Origin of the sequence: Pararhizobium sp. DWP1-1-3 (assembly GCF_049896125.1) — a bacterium.
GTDB lineage: Bacteria > Pseudomonadota > Alphaproteobacteria > Rhizobiales > Rhizobiaceae > Pararhizobium.
Genome location: NZ_JAFCTR010000013.1, coordinates 49,310 through 67,617 on the forward strand (window position 1 = coordinate 49,310; position 18,308 = coordinate 67,617).

The 18,308-nt window shown below is 59.3% G+C and carries 16 protein-coding genes; 7 read left to right on the plus strand and 9 right to left on the minus strand.

Features of this window, described 5'->3' with window-relative positions; genetic code table 11:
• Nucleotides 1-74 precede the first annotated feature (74 nt).
• Nucleotides 75-242: a 50S ribosomal protein L33 gene (gene rpmG / locus ACP7BS_RS22430; RefSeq protein WP_037107821.1), complete on the plus strand. Its 168-nt coding sequence runs from the start codon at nt 75-77 to the stop codon at nt 240-242.
• A 718-nt stretch (nt 243-960) separates the two neighbouring features.
• Here rpmG and ACP7BS_RS22435 read toward each other — a convergent pair.
• On the minus strand, nt 961-2,328 hold the full coding sequence (locus tag ACP7BS_RS22435; RefSeq protein ID WP_426239878.1) for a PleD family two-component system response regulator: 1,368 nt from the start codon (nt 2,326-2,328) through the stop codon (nt 961-963).
• A 115-nt stretch (nt 2,329-2,443) separates the two neighbouring features.
• A complete protein-coding gene (locus ACP7BS_RS22440) occupies nt 2,444-2,815 on the minus strand; it encodes a response regulator (protein WP_003547430.1) in 372 nt (123 codons plus the stop codon).
• Nucleotides 2,816-2,979: 164 nt separating this feature from the next.
• Here ACP7BS_RS22440 and ACP7BS_RS22445 point away from each other — a divergent pair, with 164 nt between their 5' ends.
• The 4 genes from ACP7BS_RS22445 (at nt 2,980) to ACP7BS_RS22460 (ending at nt 6,653) form a co-directional block, all read left to right on the plus strand.
• Complete coding sequence (locus tag ACP7BS_RS22445) at nt 2,980-3,252, plus strand: DUF3572 domain-containing protein (RefSeq protein ID WP_426239879.1); 273 nt, start codon at nt 2,980-2,982, stop codon at nt 3,250-3,252.
• Complete coding sequence (locus ACP7BS_RS22450) at nt 3,249-3,896, plus strand: hypothetical protein (RefSeq protein WP_426239949.1); 648 nt, start codon at nt 3,249-3,251, stop codon at nt 3,894-3,896. The genes ACP7BS_RS22445 and ACP7BS_RS22450 overlap by 4 nt, the downstream gene beginning before the upstream one ends.
• Before the next feature lie 140 nt (nt 3,897-4,036).
• Complete coding sequence (locus ACP7BS_RS22455; protein WP_426230011.1) at nt 4,037-5,326, plus strand: DNA polymerase IV; 1,290 nt, start codon at nt 4,037-4,039, stop codon at nt 5,324-5,326.
• A gap of 103 nt (nt 5,327-5,429) precedes the next feature.
• Nucleotides 5,430-6,653: a L,D-transpeptidase family protein gene (locus ACP7BS_RS22460; protein ID WP_426239950.1), complete on the plus strand. Its 1,224-nt coding sequence runs from the start codon at nt 5,430-5,432 to the stop codon at nt 6,651-6,653.
• 10 nt (nt 6,654-6,663) lie between these two features.
• On the opposite strand, the gene dnaE is transcribed toward ACP7BS_RS22460, so the two are convergent.
• Nucleotides 6,664-10,170 carry a DNA polymerase III subunit alpha gene (gene dnaE, locus ACP7BS_RS22465; RefSeq protein WP_426239881.1) on the minus strand — a complete coding sequence of 1,169 codons (3,507 nt, stop codon included), beginning with the start codon at nt 10,168-10,170 and terminating at the stop codon, nt 6,664-6,666.
• Nucleotides 10,171-10,636: 466 nt separating this feature from the next.
• Here dnaE and ACP7BS_RS22470 point away from each other — a divergent pair, with 466 nt between their 5' ends.
• Nucleotides 10,637-11,218, plus strand: coding sequence for a hypothetical protein (locus tag ACP7BS_RS22470; RefSeq protein WP_426239882.1), 582 nt, complete (start codon nt 10,637-10,639; stop codon nt 11,216-11,218).
• A gap of 80 nt (nt 11,219-11,298) precedes the next feature.
• Nucleotides 11,299-11,766 carry a DUF5680 domain-containing protein gene (locus ACP7BS_RS22475; RefSeq protein WP_426239883.1) on the plus strand — a complete coding sequence of 156 codons (468 nt, stop codon included), beginning with the start codon at nt 11,299-11,301 and terminating at the stop codon, nt 11,764-11,766.
• Between the two features lie 17 nt (nt 11,767-11,783).
• Here ACP7BS_RS22475 and ACP7BS_RS22480 read toward each other — a convergent pair whose 3' ends face one another.
• From ACP7BS_RS22480 to ACP7BS_RS22505, 6 genes are all read right to left on the minus strand, one after another.
• Complete coding sequence (locus ACP7BS_RS22480; RefSeq protein WP_113245935.1) at nt 11,784-12,467, minus strand: ABC transporter ATP-binding protein; 684 nt, start codon at nt 12,465-12,467, stop codon at nt 11,784-11,786.
• Between the two features lie 18 nt (nt 12,468-12,485).
• Entirely contained in the window at nt 12,486-13,793 is a 1,308-nt protein-coding gene (locus ACP7BS_RS22485; protein ID WP_426230007.1) for a lipoprotein-releasing ABC transporter permease subunit, read from the minus strand.
• A gap of 11 nt (nt 13,794-13,804) precedes the next feature.
• The gene (gene proS / locus ACP7BS_RS22490; RefSeq protein ID WP_426230006.1) at nt 13,805-15,133 is read right to left on the minus strand and encodes a proline--tRNA ligase; all 1,329 of its coding nucleotides are present in this window, start codon (nt 15,131-15,133) and stop codon (nt 13,805-13,807) included.
• A gap of 684 nt (nt 15,134-15,817) precedes the next feature.
• The gene (locus tag ACP7BS_RS22495) at nt 15,818-16,087 is read right to left on the minus strand and encodes a DUF1467 family protein (RefSeq protein ID WP_426239884.1); all 270 of its coding nucleotides are present in this window, start codon (nt 16,085-16,087) and stop codon (nt 15,818-15,820) included.
• A gap of 130 nt (nt 16,088-16,217) precedes the next feature.
• Nucleotides 16,218-16,622: a methylmalonyl-CoA epimerase gene (mce, locus tag ACP7BS_RS22500; protein WP_426239885.1), complete on the minus strand. Its 405-nt coding sequence runs from the start codon at nt 16,620-16,622 to the stop codon at nt 16,218-16,220.
• A gap of 18 nt (nt 16,623-16,640) precedes the next feature.
• Nucleotides 16,641-18,308 (minus strand): ribonuclease J, encoded by a 1,668-nt coding sequence (locus ACP7BS_RS22505; protein ID WP_426230003.1) that lies wholly within the window; start codon nt 18,306-18,308, stop codon nt 16,641-16,643.

Sequence of the window (18,308 nt, forward strand, 5' to 3'; positions counted from 1 at the left end):
TTCGCGCCAAGTTTGCCGGGACCATTTCCTTTGGAAGTCCGCGGCTATGTTTTTTTTGTAAAGGCAGGACGACCATGGCGAAAGCTGCAAAAATCAAGATCAAGCTGCTGTCGACGGCCGACACAGGTACATTCTACGTGACCTCGAAGAACAGCCGCACCAAGACGGACAAGATGTCCTTCACCAAGTACGATCCGGTCGTACGCAAGCACGTCGAATTCAAGGAAACCAAGATCAAGTAAGATCTGGTTTCCGTTTTGGAATACGAAGGCGCCGGCTGAAAAGCCTGGCGCCTTTTTCTTGTGGTTTTTTGGGCGTTGGTGCGGCGGCAATCTGCGGGAATTGGATCAAATAAAAAACGCCGTCCCCATGACAGGGACGGCGCTTTAATGGGCGTCGGCTGACCGCTACCGCGGCACGAGGAACCGCATTGGCAACAAATCAGCCGACAAACCCCACGACCCAGGAGATGCGGCGGACCTGACATCATGGGGTAAATATTGGGAGTTGTTTTCTCCCTTGCCTAGGAGAATTGACCGAAAACAAAAAAAAATCAATGAATTCTTAAAGACGGCGCGCAACAGCGCATAGGCATGATTAAATTACCCATGCCTAATAGACCATCCAGCGCTGATTCTGCGGCGAGCCGATCCTTGAAAGATTGCTTTTTAAAAGTAGTATTACTACTTCACAGAATGGCGAAATGGCAATGCGAAAAGCTTCATTAAGGCAATCGAAATATTTAAATATTTGAATTGTAAATGTTATTTCAACACACTAGAAATTACCCATTACTTCTCCCGCCTGCATAGCAGACATTAGCGCTCTATTTAACAACCCAAGCACGATCATATATATAAAAAACACGTATTACGGTTATCTTATAATGATGTCAGAATCAGCCTGTTTTTTTCCTGTGGAAAAAAGCGGTGAGAAGCCGATGCCCTTCTCCAATCCTACTCAAGCTGCGGCGGCAACCACCCGGTTACGGCCATTGTTCTTGGCTTGATAAAGCGCCGTATCCGCACGTTTCAACAGGGCTTCCGGCGTATCACCCTGCGGGTTCAACGTCGCAATACCAAGCGACGCGGTGATCGACAGAGGCGTATCGGAGTTCGGCAGTGCGAAGCTCCTGTCCTCGACGATCGTGCGCAGGCGTTCGGCAATCGCGGCGGCCGCATCTGCATTTGTGTCCGGCATCACGACGACGAATTCCTCACCGCCAAACCGGCAGGCAAGATCGGCGCCACGCACCGTCGAGCGGACGCGATGAGCGAAATCACGCAGCACCTCGTCTCCGGCGTCATGACCATAGGTATCGTTGACGCTCTTGAAGCGATCGATATCGGTAATACAGATCGACAGCGGCCGGCCGCGCGCAAGGGCGCGGTCGATCAGAAGCTTCAGATGGTTGTCGAGATAGCGGCGATTGTGCAGGCCGGTCAGCCCGTCGGTCACCGCCAGCTCGATCGTCTGCTTGACGCTGGCGCGCAGCCGGTCATTGCAGTGCTTGCGGCGGATCTGCGTCAGGCTGCGGGCAACGAGTTCGTTCGGATCGACGGGTCGCATCAGATAGTCGGTGACGCCGAGATCAAGCGCGCGAACCACCATGTCGTCATGCCCCTGCTCGGCGATGATGAGCAGCGGAATATAGCGCGTGCGCTCCAGCGAACGAAGCTGCGAGCAAAGCCGCAACGGATCGTAGTCGTCGAAATTCGAGTTGACGATGACCAGGTCAAAACTGTTTTCGGCGGCCTCGAACAAGGCCGCCTGCGGATCCGACATCGCCGTCACTTCCGCGACCGGCTTCAAGGCCCGGATGATGCGCTCCTGCGAACTGCCCCTGCCATCGACAAGCAGGACATTGCCGAACTCGTCAGGCCGATCCGAAGAGGTCATATCCTGCAGACCGACATTATGGGCGGTTTCGGCGCGAAGGCGCAGCTCGTCGCTGACATTCTTCAGCCGAACCAGGCTTTTGACGCGCGACATCAGTTGCAGGTCGTTGACGGGCTTGGTGAGAAAATCGTCAGCGCCGGCTTTCAGCCCTCTCACGCGGTCCGATGGCTGATCAAGGGCGGTGACCATGACGACGGGAATATGCGCCGTGCGCGGGTTCGACTTCAGCCGTTCACAGACTTCAAACCCGTCAATTCCCGGCATCATAATATCGAGCAGGATGAGATCGACCGGCTGTTTCTCGCAGATTGCCAAAGCCTCATAACCATCGGCTGCCGTCAGCACATCAAAATACTCAGCCACAAGGCGCGCCTCGAGCAACTTGACGTTGGCCGGGATGTCATCGACGACGAGGATCCGTGCAGTCATGCAATCTTTCCTGCCAATACGCGCCTGAAACAGAAAGCCGGTTCAACTTTCAATGCCGTTTCACGCGCCAGAATATCGTTGAGGGGCATTCCTGCTGGAAACCCCTGGCGCTGCATCAGGCATCGCCCAAATAAGTCTTGATCGTCTCGATAAATTTCGGCACCGAGATGGGCTTGGAGACATAGGCCTCGCAGCCTCCCTGCCGGATGCGCTCTTCGTCGCCCTTCATTGCGAATGCCGTGACGGCGATCACCGGGATGACATGCAATTCGTCGTCTTCCTTCAGCCACTTGGTCACCTCCAGCCCGGAAACCTCTGGAAGCTGGATGTCCATCAGGATCAGGTCAGGGCGATGTTTGCGCGCAAGATCAAGGGCTTCCATACCATTCCGGGTCTGAATCGTCGTGTATCCGGATGCCTCGATCAGGTCACGAAAGAGCTTCATGTTCAGCTCATTGTCTTCAACAATCATAACCTGTTTGGGCATTTCGATCCCTTGATTTGCGGTTCCGGCTTGCATGGCCGCCGCATCGCTATAAGTTGCGGCGCGGTTGGGCGCATCGCCCCGGAAGCTTGAAGCTACAGCGATTTGGTTGAAAAACCGGTAATATTCCGTAGAAAATTACCCGAATGCAAGAAGGACATCTGGACGTGACCCCATCCGAAGAAACAGCGATTTCCATCCTCGGCTGGCTTGCAAACGAACCGGAACTGCTCGGACGTTTCCTCGCATTGACGGGCACCGATCCATCATCCATGCGCCAAGCCGCCGCCGACCCCAGTTTCCTTGCCGGCATCGTCGATTTCCTCATGGGCCATGAGCCGACCCTCATGGATTTCTGCGCGGCGACCGGCACGCGGCCCGAGGATGTGGTGCGCGCCCATGCGATCCTGTCTGGCCCGGACAATCCGGGAGATTTCTGACCGTGACGGATACGCTTGATCTCAACCATATCCGTCTGACCGACCGGCCGCTGATCGTCTGCGACATCGATGAGGTTGTGCTTGAATTCCTGACACCATTTAGCAACTTTCTGCGCGCGTGCGGCCGTGATCTTCTGCCCCGCTCCTTTCGCCTGCATGGCAATATCGTAGAGCTTGACAGCGGCTTGCCGGTCGAGGACGCGAAAACGAGCGAACTGCTGGAGACTTTCTTCCGGCTGCAGGACCAGTGGCAGACGCCGGCAGATCGCGTTGTCGATACCCTGGCCGGGCTTTCCGCTGAAGCGGATATCATCTTCCTGACCGCGATGCCGCCACGTCACAGCGGCACACGCCGGTCGCTGCTCGACCGCCACGGCTTGCACTATCCCCTGCTTGCCAGCGAAGAGCCAAAGGGACCGATCATCAAGCGCCTGCACGATGCCCGCGACGTGCCGCTGGTCTTCATCGACGATATCCTGCGCAATCTGCAGTCCGTTCAGACCCATGCGCCGGATTGCCTGCTGATCAACCTGATGGCCAACGACCAGTTCCGGGCGATGGCACCCGATCCGGGCGACGGTATCGCCAAGGCGGAGAGCTGGACGGACGCAGCCGCGATCATCCGCACGCATCTGCTGCGGTGAATGCCGGCCGGAAAACCGACGCTGGGCACAAAAATCGCTCAAGCTGACCTTTCCTGGGGAGGTCAAAGATTGCCTTCCCATGTCTTGAGACTCGTCAGTTTAGGGCGTATCGTGAAAATGTTCAACTTTTGTTCTGATCGATGCAAACAGACGCGCAGCAATTTCCAGGGTTTTGCCGAGACTGTCTCACGGGCCAACCGGCCGGCATTCGCCGTTGCCGGGCCTGCGGCAGCCCACGCCTGCTCTATCATTCCGAACTCTATCAGCTGACGCTCGCCCATATCGATTGCGACGCCTTCTATGCCTCGGTGGAGAAACGGGACAATCCGGACCTTGCCGACAAACCGGTGATCATCGGCGGCGGCAAGCGCGGTGTCGTGTCCACCGCCTGCTATATCGCCCGCATCCATGGGGTGCGCTCCGCCATGCCGATGTTCAAGGCGCTGGAAGCCTGTCCGCAGGCCGTCGTCATCAAGCCGGACATGGAAAAATACGTGCGGGTCGGCCGGCAGGTACGCACCCTGATGCAGGAACTGACGCCGCTGGTTCAGCCGCTGTCGATCGACGAGGCCTTTCTGGAGCTGAAAGGCACCGAGCGCCTGCATCACGATCCCCCTGCCCGGACACTGGCAAAATTCGCCCGGCGGATCGAACAGGAAATCGGCATTACCGTCTCGGTCGGCCTGTCCTATTGCAAGTTCCTTGCCAAGGTCGCGTCCGACCTGCAGAAGCCGCGCGGCTTTTCGGTGATCGGCGCCGCCGAGGCGCTGGATTTCCTGAAAGACAGGTCGGTGACGCTGATCTGGGGCGTCGGCAAGGCCTTTGCGGCAACCCTGGAGCGCGACGGTATCCGCACCATAGGCCAGTTGCAGACAATGGACGAAACCGACCTGATGAAGCGCTACGGCACGATGGGGCAGCGCCTCTACCGGCTGTCACGCGGCCAGGACGAGCGCACCGTCGATATCGACGGTGAGGCCAAGAGCGTTTCCTCGGAAACGACATTCAACGACGACCTCTGTAACTATGACGACCTGGTGACGCATCTGCGCCGGTTGAGCGAACAGGTGGCCCACCGGCTGCGCAAGGCCGACATTGCCGGCCAGACCGTCGTGCTCAAGCTGAAGACCGCCGACTTCAAGAGCCGGACGCGCAACCGCCGTCTCGACAGCCCGACCCGGCTTGCCGACCGGATTTTCCGCACCGGCATGCAGCTTCTGGACAAGGAGACCGACGGCACGAAATTCCGCCTGATCGGCATCGGTGTCTCCGACCTCTCCAATCCCGACCTTGCCGATCCGCCCGATCTCGTCGATACGCAGGCGACGCGGCGCGCGGCGGCGGAAGCCGCGATCAATACGCTGCGCGACAAATTCGGCAAGGCGACGGTCGAGACCGGCTATACGTTCGGCAAGGGCCGGCGAAAATAACCGGCTTCACATTCCCGTGTTCCGCGCGGAGCAGCAAAGTTTCCTTAAACCTCTCAGGCTAGGCTGATGTTGTTTTTGTTGCGTCCGGATGTTTCTCATGGTTTTGCGTTTTACATTTGGTCTCGGCCTCGCCTCCGCCCTGTCTGCCAGCGTGGCATTCGCGGGCGAGCAGGCTCCCCTGCAGATCGTCGTGTCCCGGGACCAGCAATCGCTGGTGGTCTATGATGGCAACACAGTCGTCGCCACGTCGAATGTCTCGACGGGCAAAGCCGGTCATTCGACGCCGACAGGCATTTTCTCGATCCTGGAAAAACGACGGTTTCACAAGTCGAACATCTATTCGAACGCCCCGATGCCGTTCATGCAGCGGCTGACCTGGTCGGGCATCGCGCTGCACGCCTCCAATCACGTTCCAAGCTATCCGGCCTCGCATGGCTGCGTGCGGCTGCCGGACGCCTTTGCCAAACAGCTGTTCAAGATGACCGGCCGGGGCCAGCATGTGCTGATATCCGATCGCCAGCTGACGCCGGTTGCGATCGCCGATCCGTTGCTGTTCCAGCCGAAAGAGAAAGAACCGGCATTGCTGTCGGACGCGACGTTGCGGCCAAGTGTTTCACAGATCCCCACTCAATCCGTCGAAGTTGCCACGATCGAGCCCGCACCGGAAAAACCGGTTGCCGTCGAGATGGAAAAACTGCCGCCGATCCGGATGCTGATCACCCATCGCGGCACACGCGAAATCACCATGGATATTCAAAGCCTGCTCAACGAACTCGGTTATGCCGCCGGTCTGGCCGATGGATATGCGGGCATGCAGACCACCGATGCCATCAAGGCATTCCAGACCGCAGAAAAATTGACCGTCGATGGCAAGCCGACGCCTGCCTTCATCGAAGCGCTCTATGCCAGGGCGGGCAAGGGCAAGCCACCGAACGGCCAGCTTCTCGTTCGCCGCGAATTCGAGCCGCTGTTCGAAACACCTGTACGGATCGACAGGCCAGAGGTCGCACTCGGCACACACTTCTTCCAGTTCCAGGATATCGATGCCACCACGGGCAAGGGCGAATGGTTCGCCATGACGCTCGACAATACGTTGTCAGGGCCGATGAAGAAACGCCTCGGTATCACCACTGACGAAGACCCGGCGGCTTTCAATGCCGCGCAACGGACGCTGGACCGCATCACCGTTCCGGACGAAACGCGCCAGCGGATCGAGGAACTGCTCGCCGAGGGCTCGTCGCTAACCATTTCGGACATGGGACTTGGCCAGGAAACCGGCGCCGGCACGGATTTCGTCACCGTCACCCGTTCCCGATCAAAGTCCTGACGGTCCGCCGCTATACCAGCTCGACGTCGATGACGCCGGGCGCTGTCCGGAGCGCTGCGGCGATCTCCGGCGAGATGCGATACCGCTCATTGAGCTCCACCTCGATCTCGCGCTGGCCGTTATCCTTGATGACGATGAACGACACCAGGCCGTCGCCGCGTGTGTTCAAATGCGCCGCGACCGAGCGCAGCGGGCCGCTGTCCCGGACATAGACGCGCAGCGCCTTCTGCATCTGCAGCGACCGCTCTTCCAGCGACTGCAGCGTCTGGATGCGCATGCCGATGCCCTCCGGCCGCTCTTCGGCCTGCACCGTCATCACCAGCGATTTGCCGGGCTCCAGAAGGTCGCGGTACTGATTGAGCGCCTCCGAAAACAGCACGGCCTCGAACTGGCCGGTGGAATCGGAAAAGGCGATGATGCCCATCTTGTTGCCGGTGCGGGTCTTGCGCTCCTGCTTGGATGTTACTGTTCCGGCCAGACGTCCGGCAGCAGCCCCCTTTTTCACCGATGCGGCGAAATCGGCAAAGGTCTGGACGCGGATCTTGTTCAGCAGCTCGTTATAGGTGTCGAGCGGATGGGCGGACAGATAGAAGCCCAGAACCTGAAATTCGCGGTGCAGCTTTTCCGATGCCAGCCAGGGGGAATAGGGCGGCAGGTTGACCTTTTCCGGGCCGGTCGCAGCACCTGCGCCAAACATGTCGCTCTGGCCGCTGATCTTGTTGGCCTGGGCGATCTGCGCAAAGCCGAGAATGCGGTCAAGGCCGCCCACCAGTTCCGCCCGGTCATACCCAAAGCAATCGAAGGCACCCGCGCAGATCAGGCTGTCGAACACCCGCCGGTTCAAAAGCTTCGGATCGATCCGGAGGCAGAAATCCTCGAGATCGGCGAAAGGCTCATCACCCCGCACCTCGACGATATGATCGACGGCCGCTTCGCCGACGCCCTTGATGGCCGAGAGCGAATAGTAGATGCGGTTGTCGCCGGTCTCGAAACGGCGAAACGAGGTCTGCACCGACGGCGGGATGACCTCGATGCCGAGCCGGTTGGCGTCCTGGCGGAAGTCGTTGATCTTGTCGGTATTCGACATGTCGAGCGTCATCGACGCGGCAAGGAACTCGACCGGGAAATGCGCCTTCAGATAGGCCGTCTGATAGGAAACGATGGCATAAGCCGCAGCGTGCGACTTGTTGAAGCCGTAATTGGCGAACTTGGCAAGCAAGTCGAAGATCAGGTCGGACTGCGGCTTCGAGACGCCGTTGTCGACGGCACCCGTAACGAAACGGGTGCGCTGCTTGTCCATTTCCTCCTTGATCTTCTTACCCATGGCGCGGCGCAGAAGGTCGGCTTCGCCGAGCGAATAGCCCGACAGGACCTGGGCGATCTGCATCACCTGTTCCTGGTAGACGATAACGCCTTGTGTTTCCTTCAGCAGATAATCGATCTTCGGATGGATCGATTCGATCTCTTCCTCGCCGTGCTTGCGGGCATTGTAGACCGGGATGTTTTCCATCGGGCCCGGGCGGTAGAGCGCCACCAGCGCGATAATGTCCTCGATGCAGTCCGGCCGCATGCCGATCAGCGCCTTGCGCATGCCGGCACTTTCCACCTGGAACACGCCGACAGTGTCGCCCTTGGACAGCATCTCGTAGGTCTTCTGGTCATCGAGCGGCAGCGCCTCGAGCTTGACCTCGATATCGCGCTTCCTGATGAAATCGACGGCGACCTTCAAGACGGTCAGCGTCTTCAAGCCAAGAAAGTCGAACTTGACGAGGCCGGCCTGCTCGACCCATTTCATGTTGAACTGGGTGACCGGCATGTCGGAGCGCGGATCGCGGTACATCGGCACCAGCTGCGACAGCGGCCGGTCGCCAATGACGATACCGGCGGCATGGGTCGAGGCGTGGCGGTAGAGACCTTCGATCTTCTGGGCGATATCGAGCAGGCGGCCGATCACCGGCTCCTTATCGACCTCCTCCTGGAAGCGCGGCTCTTCCTCGATCGCCTTGGCGAGCGTGGTTGGATTGGCCGGATTGTTCGGCACCATCTTGCAGATCTTATCGACCTGGCCATAGGGCATTTCCAGCACGCGGCCGACGTCGCGCAAGGCGGCGCGCGCCTGCAGCGATCCGAAGGTGATGATCTGCGCTACCTGCTCGCGGCCATATTTGCGCTGGACGTAGCGGATCACCTCTTCGCGCCGGTCCTGGCAGAAGTCGATGTCGAAGTCGGGCATCGAGACGCGGTCCGGATTGAGAAAGCGTTCGAACAGCAGCGAGAAGCGCAAGGGATCGACATCGGTGATGGTCAGCGCATAGGCGACCAGCGAGCCCGCACCCGATCCGCGGCCCGGGCCGACTGGAATATCCTGCAGCTTTGCCCATTTGATGAAGTCGGCAACGATCAGGAAGTAACCCGGAAACTTCATCTTCTCGATGACGGAGAGCTCGAAATCGAGGCGCTCGCGATAATCGGTCTCGCTATAGCCCGCCGACATGCCGAGCATTCGCAGCCGTTCGTCGAGACCCTCGACAGCCTGACGGCGCAATTCGATCTCCTCGGCGCGCTCGGCTTCCTTCGGATCGTCCGAGGCACCGGTGAAACGCGGCAGGATCGGTGCGCGGGTCTTCAGGACAAAGGAGCAGCGCTTGGCGACCTCAATGGTGTTTTCCAGCGCTTCCGGCAGGTCGGCAAACAGAGCCGCCATGTCCTTGCGGCTCTTCAAATAATGATCCGGCGTCAGGCGAAAGCGCGTGTCATCCGAAACCATCGCATTGTGCGCCACCGCCATCAGTGCGTCATGCGCCTCGAATTCGGCGGGCGACGGGAAGAACGGCTCGTTGGTCGCCACGATCGGCAATTCAAGCTTGTAGGCAAGATCGACGACACGGTTTTCGTGGCGCCGGTCATATTTGCCGTGGCGCTGAAGCTCGACGTAGAGACGATCGCCAAACACTGCGGCAAGAGTCTTCAGCCGCGTTTCCGCCAGCGCATGGTGACCCGACTTCAAGGCCATATCGACCGGCCCGCCAGAGGCGCCGGTCAGGGCAATCAAACCCTCCGATCCGCCTTCCTGCAGCCAGGACAGCGCGATGCGCACCGACTGGTTTCCCTCGCCGCCGAGATAGGCCCGGCTGACGATATCGACGAGCCGGACATAGCCGGCATCCGTCGCGGCGATCAGAACGATGGCCGGCAGCTTGGCCAGGTGCTGGGCGTGGCCGCGTTTCTCGCCCTCGCTCTCATCCTCCATGTCGATCGACAACTGGCAGCCGATCAGTGGCTGCAGGCCATCGTCCATACATTTCTGCGAGAATTCGAGCGCTGCAAACAGGTTGTTGGTGTCGGCAATGCCGATCGCCGGCTGGCCGTCGGCAACAGCCTTGCCGATGATCTTCTTGATCGGCAAAGCCCCTTCGAGCAGCGAAAAGGCAGAATGAACCCGAAGATGAACGAACTGGGGAGACGCGCCGCCCTCAGCGGAACTATCCTGCCGCTTGCCGTTTACCGCATCTGCCATGGCACACCCCGATTCCCGTGAAGGCCTCAGGATATCCCGTTTCCATCCGCAGATGTCCAGTTTTCATCTGTCGCATGGCAGCATTTTCAAACTCGATCGACCTTGTCCACAGCCGCCACTCGTCCATTCCCGCACCACAGCGTATGGGCGGAGTTGGCGGTCTCGGCTCAAGCCATGCTCACATCCCGATGACGATGATCGAAAAGCTGGCGATGAACATGGCGATGGAGGTCAAAGCGGCGAGATCACGAATGAAGTCAGTCATTGGTCGGCTCCCTTTTCCGTTATGTTCTTATATTGTTCTATTTATGTTCACTCGTCAAGCAGCTGTTGCAAATCTTCGACCTTTGAGAAACGGAGATGGTAAACACTTTTCACCCGAGCGCTCAGGCCAGACAACTCGCATCTGGACGCCGGCGGGGCGGCCGATTAGTCTGCGTCTCAAATCCGACTAGGGGAAAGATCGATGAAGATGTCACTGGCCGTCATGACGGCATTCCTGGGCCTGACGGCCACCACGGCGCAGGCGGAAAAAGCCATCGATCCGGATCGCATCGTCTTTGCGGCGACAGGCGATTGGGACAAGGACGGCAGCTCAGACCTTGCCATGCTGGTGGCGCCGGACGAAGGCAGCGACGAGGATAACGCAGTTTATATCTATCTCAATGACGGCGACACCGACCGGTTGAAACTGAGGACCGTGGTACCGAACAAGGTTTGGGGAGATTTGACCATGGCCGGGCGGGCGCCGTCGATCACCGCCCTTGAGAATGGCTCGATCCTCATCACCACCCACAATGATTCTGTCGGCCGCGATCGCTGGGAGCAGAAACTGACGGTCGCCTATCGCAACTTCGACTTCGTCGTCGCCGGCTACACCTATACATCCTACGACACGCTCGACCCCGACAACACGACAGAATGCGATTTCAACGTGCTGACCGGCAAGGGAAAGAGCAGCGGCAAGCCTGTTGCGGTCGCCGGAAAGTTGATTTTCCTCAAGGACTGGAACGACGAGGCCGGTCAGAAAGTCTGTCAGGAACAATGACGTATATGTTCACTTTTTGTTCTTTACAATAGGCAGCCCCTTGTGTCACCTTTCCAGCTTCGACCATGCGGAGAGGCGGCATGCGAAACCTTGATGAACTGACGGCCTTCATCGTCGAGGCTAAAGCGAAAGCCTATGTGGGCGGCGGGAAAACACTTCCCTCTTGCCGGCAAGCCTCACATGACATCGGACATGTGCGCGACGTATGGTCTTATCTCGACAGCTATTTCGGTGGAACGGATTTTGCCGGGCAGGAAGTCGTCTGGGATACAGGCACACCGATCTGGGCGATGAACTATTTCGGAAGAATTATCCTTCCGGATCTGCTCGACGGCGCCCGCGCCGGGGCCGTCATCAAGGCAGCCCTTGCCAGTATGTATACGCAGCAAGGCCGGTTTCTCGGCGGCATGCGATACGCCCACGAACACGGGCTCTATGTCGATGACAGCGATGGCGACACCGCACATTTTCGCGGACGGGAGGTCATCATCGTCGATGGGCAAGAAGCCTACGAACTGGACTACCGCGGCGGCCTTATCCGTCCGTGATCGGCAAGCGCCCCCTACTACAACTCGACGACCTTGCCGTCCTCGATGGTGACGCGGCGGTCCATGCGCGCGGCAAGCTCGTAATTGTGCGTGGCGATCATCGCCGCGAGGCCGGACTGGCGCACCAGTGCTTCCAGAGCTTCGAAGACGTAGCCGGCGGTTTCCGGGTCGAGGTTGCCGGTCGGCTCGTCGGCAAGGAGCACCAGCGGCGCATTGGCGACGGCGCGAGCGATGGCGACGCGTTGCTGCTCGCCACCGGACAGCTCCGATGGGCGATGTTCGGCACGGTGGCCGATGCGCATGTAATCCAGAAGTGCTGCCGCGCGTTCGCGCGCCTCCGCCTTGCTGAGACCGGCGATCAGCTGCGGCATCATGATGTTTTCGATTGCCGTGAATTCCGGCAGCAGATGATGGGCCTGATAGACAAAGCCGATCTCATTGCGGCGGATCGCCGTGCGCCGCTCATCGCTTAGTGCACCGCAGGACTGGCCGTTGATCAAGACTTCGCCGGCATCCGGGCGCTCCAGCAGCCCAGCCAGATGCAAAAGCGTCGATTTGCCCGTGCCCGACGGGGCAACGAGCGCCACGGTCTGGCCGCCATGAAGCGAAAAGTCCGCACCCTTGAGGATCGACAGGGTTTCTTCGCCCTGGCTGAAATGACGTTCGACGCCGGAAAGCTGCAATGCCACGCGCGCATTCATCGTGTCTGTATTCCCTCGTTATTCGTAGCGCAGAGCCTGAACCGGATCGAGGCGCGAGGCGCGCCAGGCCGGAAAGATCGTGGCAAGAAAGGACAGGCCGATGGCCATGACGACGACCGATGTGGTCTCGCCGAGGTTCATATCGGCCGGAAGCTGGCTTAGGAAATAGAGTTCGGGATTGAACAGTGTCGTGCCCGAAATCCAGGAAAAGAACTGGCGGATCGACTCGATGTTGAGACAGACCACAACGCCCAGGAGCACGCCGGCGATCGTACCGACAATACCGATCGCCGCCCCTGTCATGAAGAAGATCCGCATGACCGCGCCTGACGAAGCGCCCATGGTGCGCAGGATGGCGATGTCGCGGCCCTTGTCCTTTACCAGCATGATCAGGCCGGAGACGATGTTCAGCGCCGCCACCAGAATGATCAGCGTCAGGATCATGAACATGACGTTGCGCTCGACCTGAAGGGCGGAGAAGAAGGTCTTGTTGCGATCACGCCAGTCGCTGATCAGCACCTGGCGGCCGGCCGCATCCTCGATCGGCTGGCGCAGGTCATCGACCAGATCCGGGTCGGTGACGAACAGCTCGATCGACTGGGCAATGCCCTCGGCGTTGAAATAGAGCTGGGCTTCTTCCAGTGGCATGAAGATGATCGAGGCGTCATATTCCGACATGCCGATCTCGAAGATCGCCGAGACGGTATAGGATTTGACGCGCGGATTGACGCCCATCGGCGTGATGTCGCCTTCCGGCGCCACCAGCGTGATCGTGCCGCCGGCGGTGATGCCGAGCTGCTGGGCCATGCGCGAACCGATTGCAACGCCTGTTCCAGCGGCGTAACCGACGAGATCGCCGGACTGGATGTGATCGGAAATCGACTTCATCTTGGCGAGATCGTCAGCGCGCACGCCGCGTACCAGCGCGCCCGTCCCGGCGCCGCCCGGACCGGAGGCAAGCGTCTGCCCCTCGATCATCGGGATCGCCATGGTGATCCCCTTGACGCCGGAAAATTTCGTCGCGAGGTCGGCATAGTTATCCAGCGGCCCATCCAGCGGCTGGACGATCATGTGACCGTTGATGCCCAAAATGCGCGAGATCAGCTCGGTGCGAAAACCGTTCATCACAGCCATGACGATGATCAGCGTCGCGACACCGAGCATGATGCCGATGAAGGAAAAGCCGGCGATCACCGAAATGAACGCTTCCTTGCGGCGCGAGCGCAGATAGCGCCAGGCCACCATGCGCTCGAATGTGGAAAACGGACGGCTCGACGGCGCCTTGGCGGTCGTGGCCTTTTCCTGTTCTAGCGTCGCAGCGCTCATTCCCTGGTCCCTTATTTCGAGGCGGTCAGCTTGTTGATGGCTGCCTCGATCGTCAATGTTTCGCGGGCGCCGGTCTTGCGGTCCTTGAGTTCGACCTCGCCACTGGCGACCGATCGCGGCCCGGCAATGATCTGCACGGGAACGCCGATCAGGTCGGCGGTGGCAAACTTGGTGCCGGCGCGGTCGTCCTTGTCGTCGTACAGCGTGTCGAATCCTGCGTTGTTGAGGGCAGCATAGAGGGTTTCGCACGCCGCGTCGCAGGCTTCGTCGCCGGATTTCATGTTGATCACGACCGCATCGAACGGCGCGATCGAGGCCGGCCAGATGATGCCATTCTCGTCATGCGACGCTTCGATGATGGCGGGAACCAGACGGGTCGGGCCAATGCCATAGGAGCCCATGTGCACCGTGTGCTCCTTGCCGTCAGGCCCTTGGACCTTGGCGCCCATGGCTTCGGAATATTTGGTACCGAAATAGAAGATGTGGCCAACTTCGATGCCGCGGGCCGAAACCTTGGAGGCATCGTCGATGGCGTTGAATGCGGCTTCGTCGTGCATCTCCGAGGTGGCGGCGTAGAGCGACGTCCACTTGTCGAAGATCGCCTTCATCGCTGCGGCATCCCAGAAATCGGTATCGTCGGCCGGAATGTCGAAATCGAGGAAGTGCTTGTGGCAGAAGACTTCCGATTCACCGGTATCGGCAAGGATGATGAACTCGTGGCTGAGATCGCCGCCGATCGGGCCGGTGTCGGCCCGCATCGGAATGGCGCGCAGGCCAAGCCGCGCGAAAGTGCGTAGATAGGCGGCGAACATGCGATTGTAGCTGTCCACAGCACCTTCGCGGTTGAGATCGAAGGAATAGGCGTCCTTCATCAGGAATTCGCGCGAACGCATGGTGCCGAAACGCGGGCGCCGTTCGTCACGGAACTTCAGCTGGATATGATAGAGGTTGAGCGGCAGGTCCTTGTAGGACTTGACGTAGGAGCGGAACACGTCCGTGATCATCTCCTCGTTGGTCGGCCCATACAGCATGTCGCGCTTGTTGCGATCCTTGATCCGCAGCATTTCGTCGCCATAGGCGTCGTAACGGCCGCTTTCCTGCCAGAGTTCGGCCGATTGCAGCGTCGGCATCAAAAGCTCGACGGCGCCGGCGCGGTCCTGCTCCTCCCGGATGATTTTCGTAACCTTGTCGAGAACCCGTTTGCCGAGCGGCAGCCATGTATAGATACCGGCCGACTGCTGACGCACCATGCCGGCACGCAGCATCAGCCGGTGCGAGACAATTTCCGCTTCCTTCGGGGTTTCCTTCAGAATGGGCATGAAAAAGCGGGACAGGCGCATGAACGGGTTCCAGAAGTTAAAGCACTTCGCACTATCGTCGGAATCGGGCGAAATAACGTTGAGCCTGCAGGCCGCGCACGCGTCAAGCGCGCAAACCAGACACTGCCGTTTGACTGTTTGCCGCGACGATCCATCCAGCTGATTCCAGAAGGGGATGCACCGCGCTCACGCGTTCATAGACGCTTCGCGGCAGGAAGAAAACCCGTCATCGTGTTTGGCAGGAGCGGTGGAGTATGCATGGATTTCAAGTTGGGAAAAAACGAAAATACCTGCGTCAAAAAGGCACGGTAGTAACAGGATTTTGACAGAAGTTGTCAACGGAAAAATTTAACCAGAGTGTAGCAAAAATGCAAAAAAATCGGATGACAACGCATAATGTTTGAGCTAGTTTTGGCCCACAAAAGAGGCAGGGAGATTAAATTCTTGTCGATTTCGCGGTCAAGTCTTGGGAGGATAAGATCTTAGGCGCGTTTATACGCAGCCACCGGTAACGGATAAGGATCACGCGATACTTTAAGAACAAGGCTTTCAGCCTTGTTTTTTTTTGACTTTTTATACTGAACGCTGGGTCATGAAAAACCACCGTCGCCTGAATCGCGGCAATTCTGTGGCGCCCTGCCTGGCCTGCTCTTCACGCAGCCCGTAAGCCGCCGCTGTCGCAGCCACGGCAACACCGATCATCCCTCAATAGAACTTCGGCGCAAACTGGGGGATTGAATCCAGACCATAGCCCATCCGGACCGAAAGAACGTACCATGTGGCATGGATAACGGCGGCGAGCACCGATGTCATCAGGAAGACCCGAAGTGCGCGGAACCGCGCAGGCGCACTTTCGACGCTTCCCGGCACGACATCGTTCTCTTCGGCCTGCGTCCGCAAGCCGATCGGCAAGACGATGAACAGCGCCAACCACCAGATGATGAAATAGATCGCGAAGGTGGAAAAGATCGGCATGATGGTCTCTCATAAGGAAGGGAGATGGATGTCTCACCTCTTTGGCATGGCGCGTTGGAGCGACGTTATAACGCTTTCGCATCCGCCCGACAAATATTGCGGCCGATATGTACCGGCGCGCGGTCTTCTGTCACACCTGCTCGAGTTCGATCAGCGTGCCGAAGAAATCCTTGGGGTGGAGAAACAGCACCGGCTTGCCATGCGCGCCGGTCTTTGGATTGCCATCGCCAAGCACCCTGCCCCCGGCGGCAACCAGGCTGTCGCGCGCGGCAAGGATGTCTGCGACCTCATAGCAGATATGGTGCATGCCGCCGGCAGGATTTTTCGCTAGGAACGCCCCGATCGGTGATTCAGCGCCAAGTGGCTCCAGCAGTTCAACCTTTGTATTTTCAAGCGTGACGAACACGACGGTGACGCCGTGCTCCGGCAAGGGTTCCGGCTCGGTCACCGAGGCACCGAGCATCGACCGGTATCGCTCGACCGCTTCGGCAAGATCCGGAACGGCGAGAGCGATATGGTTGACACGTCCAAGCATTGAATTTGATCCCGGCTGTCAGAGCTTGTTGATGAACACGGTGACGACGGGCTTCTTGCCCCAGACGTCGTTGGCCGTGCCGCGAATGGCCCGGCGTACGGCTTCCGTCACCATGGCGATATCCTTGCGCTTGCCACGCGGAATGCTTTCGACGGCACCAAGGACCGCGTCGTAGAGCGTGTCATTCATGTCCTCGCCTTCATCGTCGAACTCGGGCAAGCCGATTGGAACGACGATCGGGTCGGCTGCGAAATCGTAGCGCGCGTCCAGAATAACATTAACCGCGACATGGCCGGCAAAGGACAGCTTGCGGCGATCGCCGATGCCCATCTCCTCGAAATCGCCGATCAGGCTGCCATCCTTGTAGATGCGGCCGTGCGGCGCTTCGCCGATGACGGTGGCCGGTCCCGGCGCAAGACGGAGGATGTCGCCGTTGCGGACACGCGGAACGGTCTTGATGCCGGACTGCAAACCAAGTTCGGCCTGTGCGGTCAGGTGGGCAGCCTCACCATGCACCGGCACCAGCATCTGCGGGCGCGTCCACTGGTACATCTGCTGCAACTCGTTGCGGCGGGGATGGCCGGAAACGTGAACCAGTGCTTCGTTATCGGTGACGATATGGATGCCCTGTTCGACGAGGCCGTTCTTGACGTCGTTGATCGCCTTCTCGTTGCCGGGAATGGCGCGCGAGGAAAACACCACCGTATCGCCAGCCGTCAGCGCTACATTGCGCATCTCGTCACGCGAGATCTTGGCGAGTGCAGCACGGGATTCGCCCTGGCTACCGGTCAGGATCACCACGACCTTGTCGCGCGGGATGTAGCCGAATTCGTCTTCGGCGATGAACGGGTTGAGACCTTCCATCAAGCCGACATCGCGGGCGACGTCGCAGACGCGCTTCATCGAGCTGCCGAGAAGCAGCACTTCGCGGCCGGCAGCAGCCGACGCCTTGGCAATCGAGCGGATACGGCCAACGTTCGACGAGAAGGTGGTGATCGCCACGCGTCCCTTGGCGTTCTCGATGATCTTGGTCAGGCTGGTCGACACTTCCTCTTCGGAGGGAGAGACGCCATCGCGCATGGCATTGGTGCTGTCGCACATCAGCGCCAGAACGCCCTCGTCGCCGACAGCGCGGAACCGCGCTTCGTCGGTGAATGGTCCGAGCGACGGTGCGTGGTCGATCTTCCAGTCGCCGGTATGGACGACATTGCCGAGCGGCGTGCGGATGACCAGCGACATCGGTTCGGGGATCGAATGATTGACGCCGATCGCCTCGATCTCGAACGGACCGACATTGATGCGGTCGCCTTCCTTGAAGATGGTGATCGGCACCTGGGCGCGGCTGCGCTCGTAGGAACGTTTGGCTTCCAGCATGCCGGCCGTAAACGGCGAGGCATAGACCGGCACATTGAGGCCCGGCCACAGATCGGCCAGCGCGCCGTAATGGTCTTCATGGGCATGAGTGATGATGATGCCCTTGAGGTTCTTGCGCTCTTCGGCAAGGAACCGGATATCAGGCAGCACCAGATCGACGCCGGGCAAATCGAGCCCCGGGAAGGTCACGCCGCAATCGACCATGATCCACTGGCGGTGGGCGGGCGAACCATAGCCATAAAGGGCCAGGTTCATGCCGATTTCCCCCACTCCGCCTAGCGGCAGGAAGACGAGTTCGTCTTGTTTGCTCAT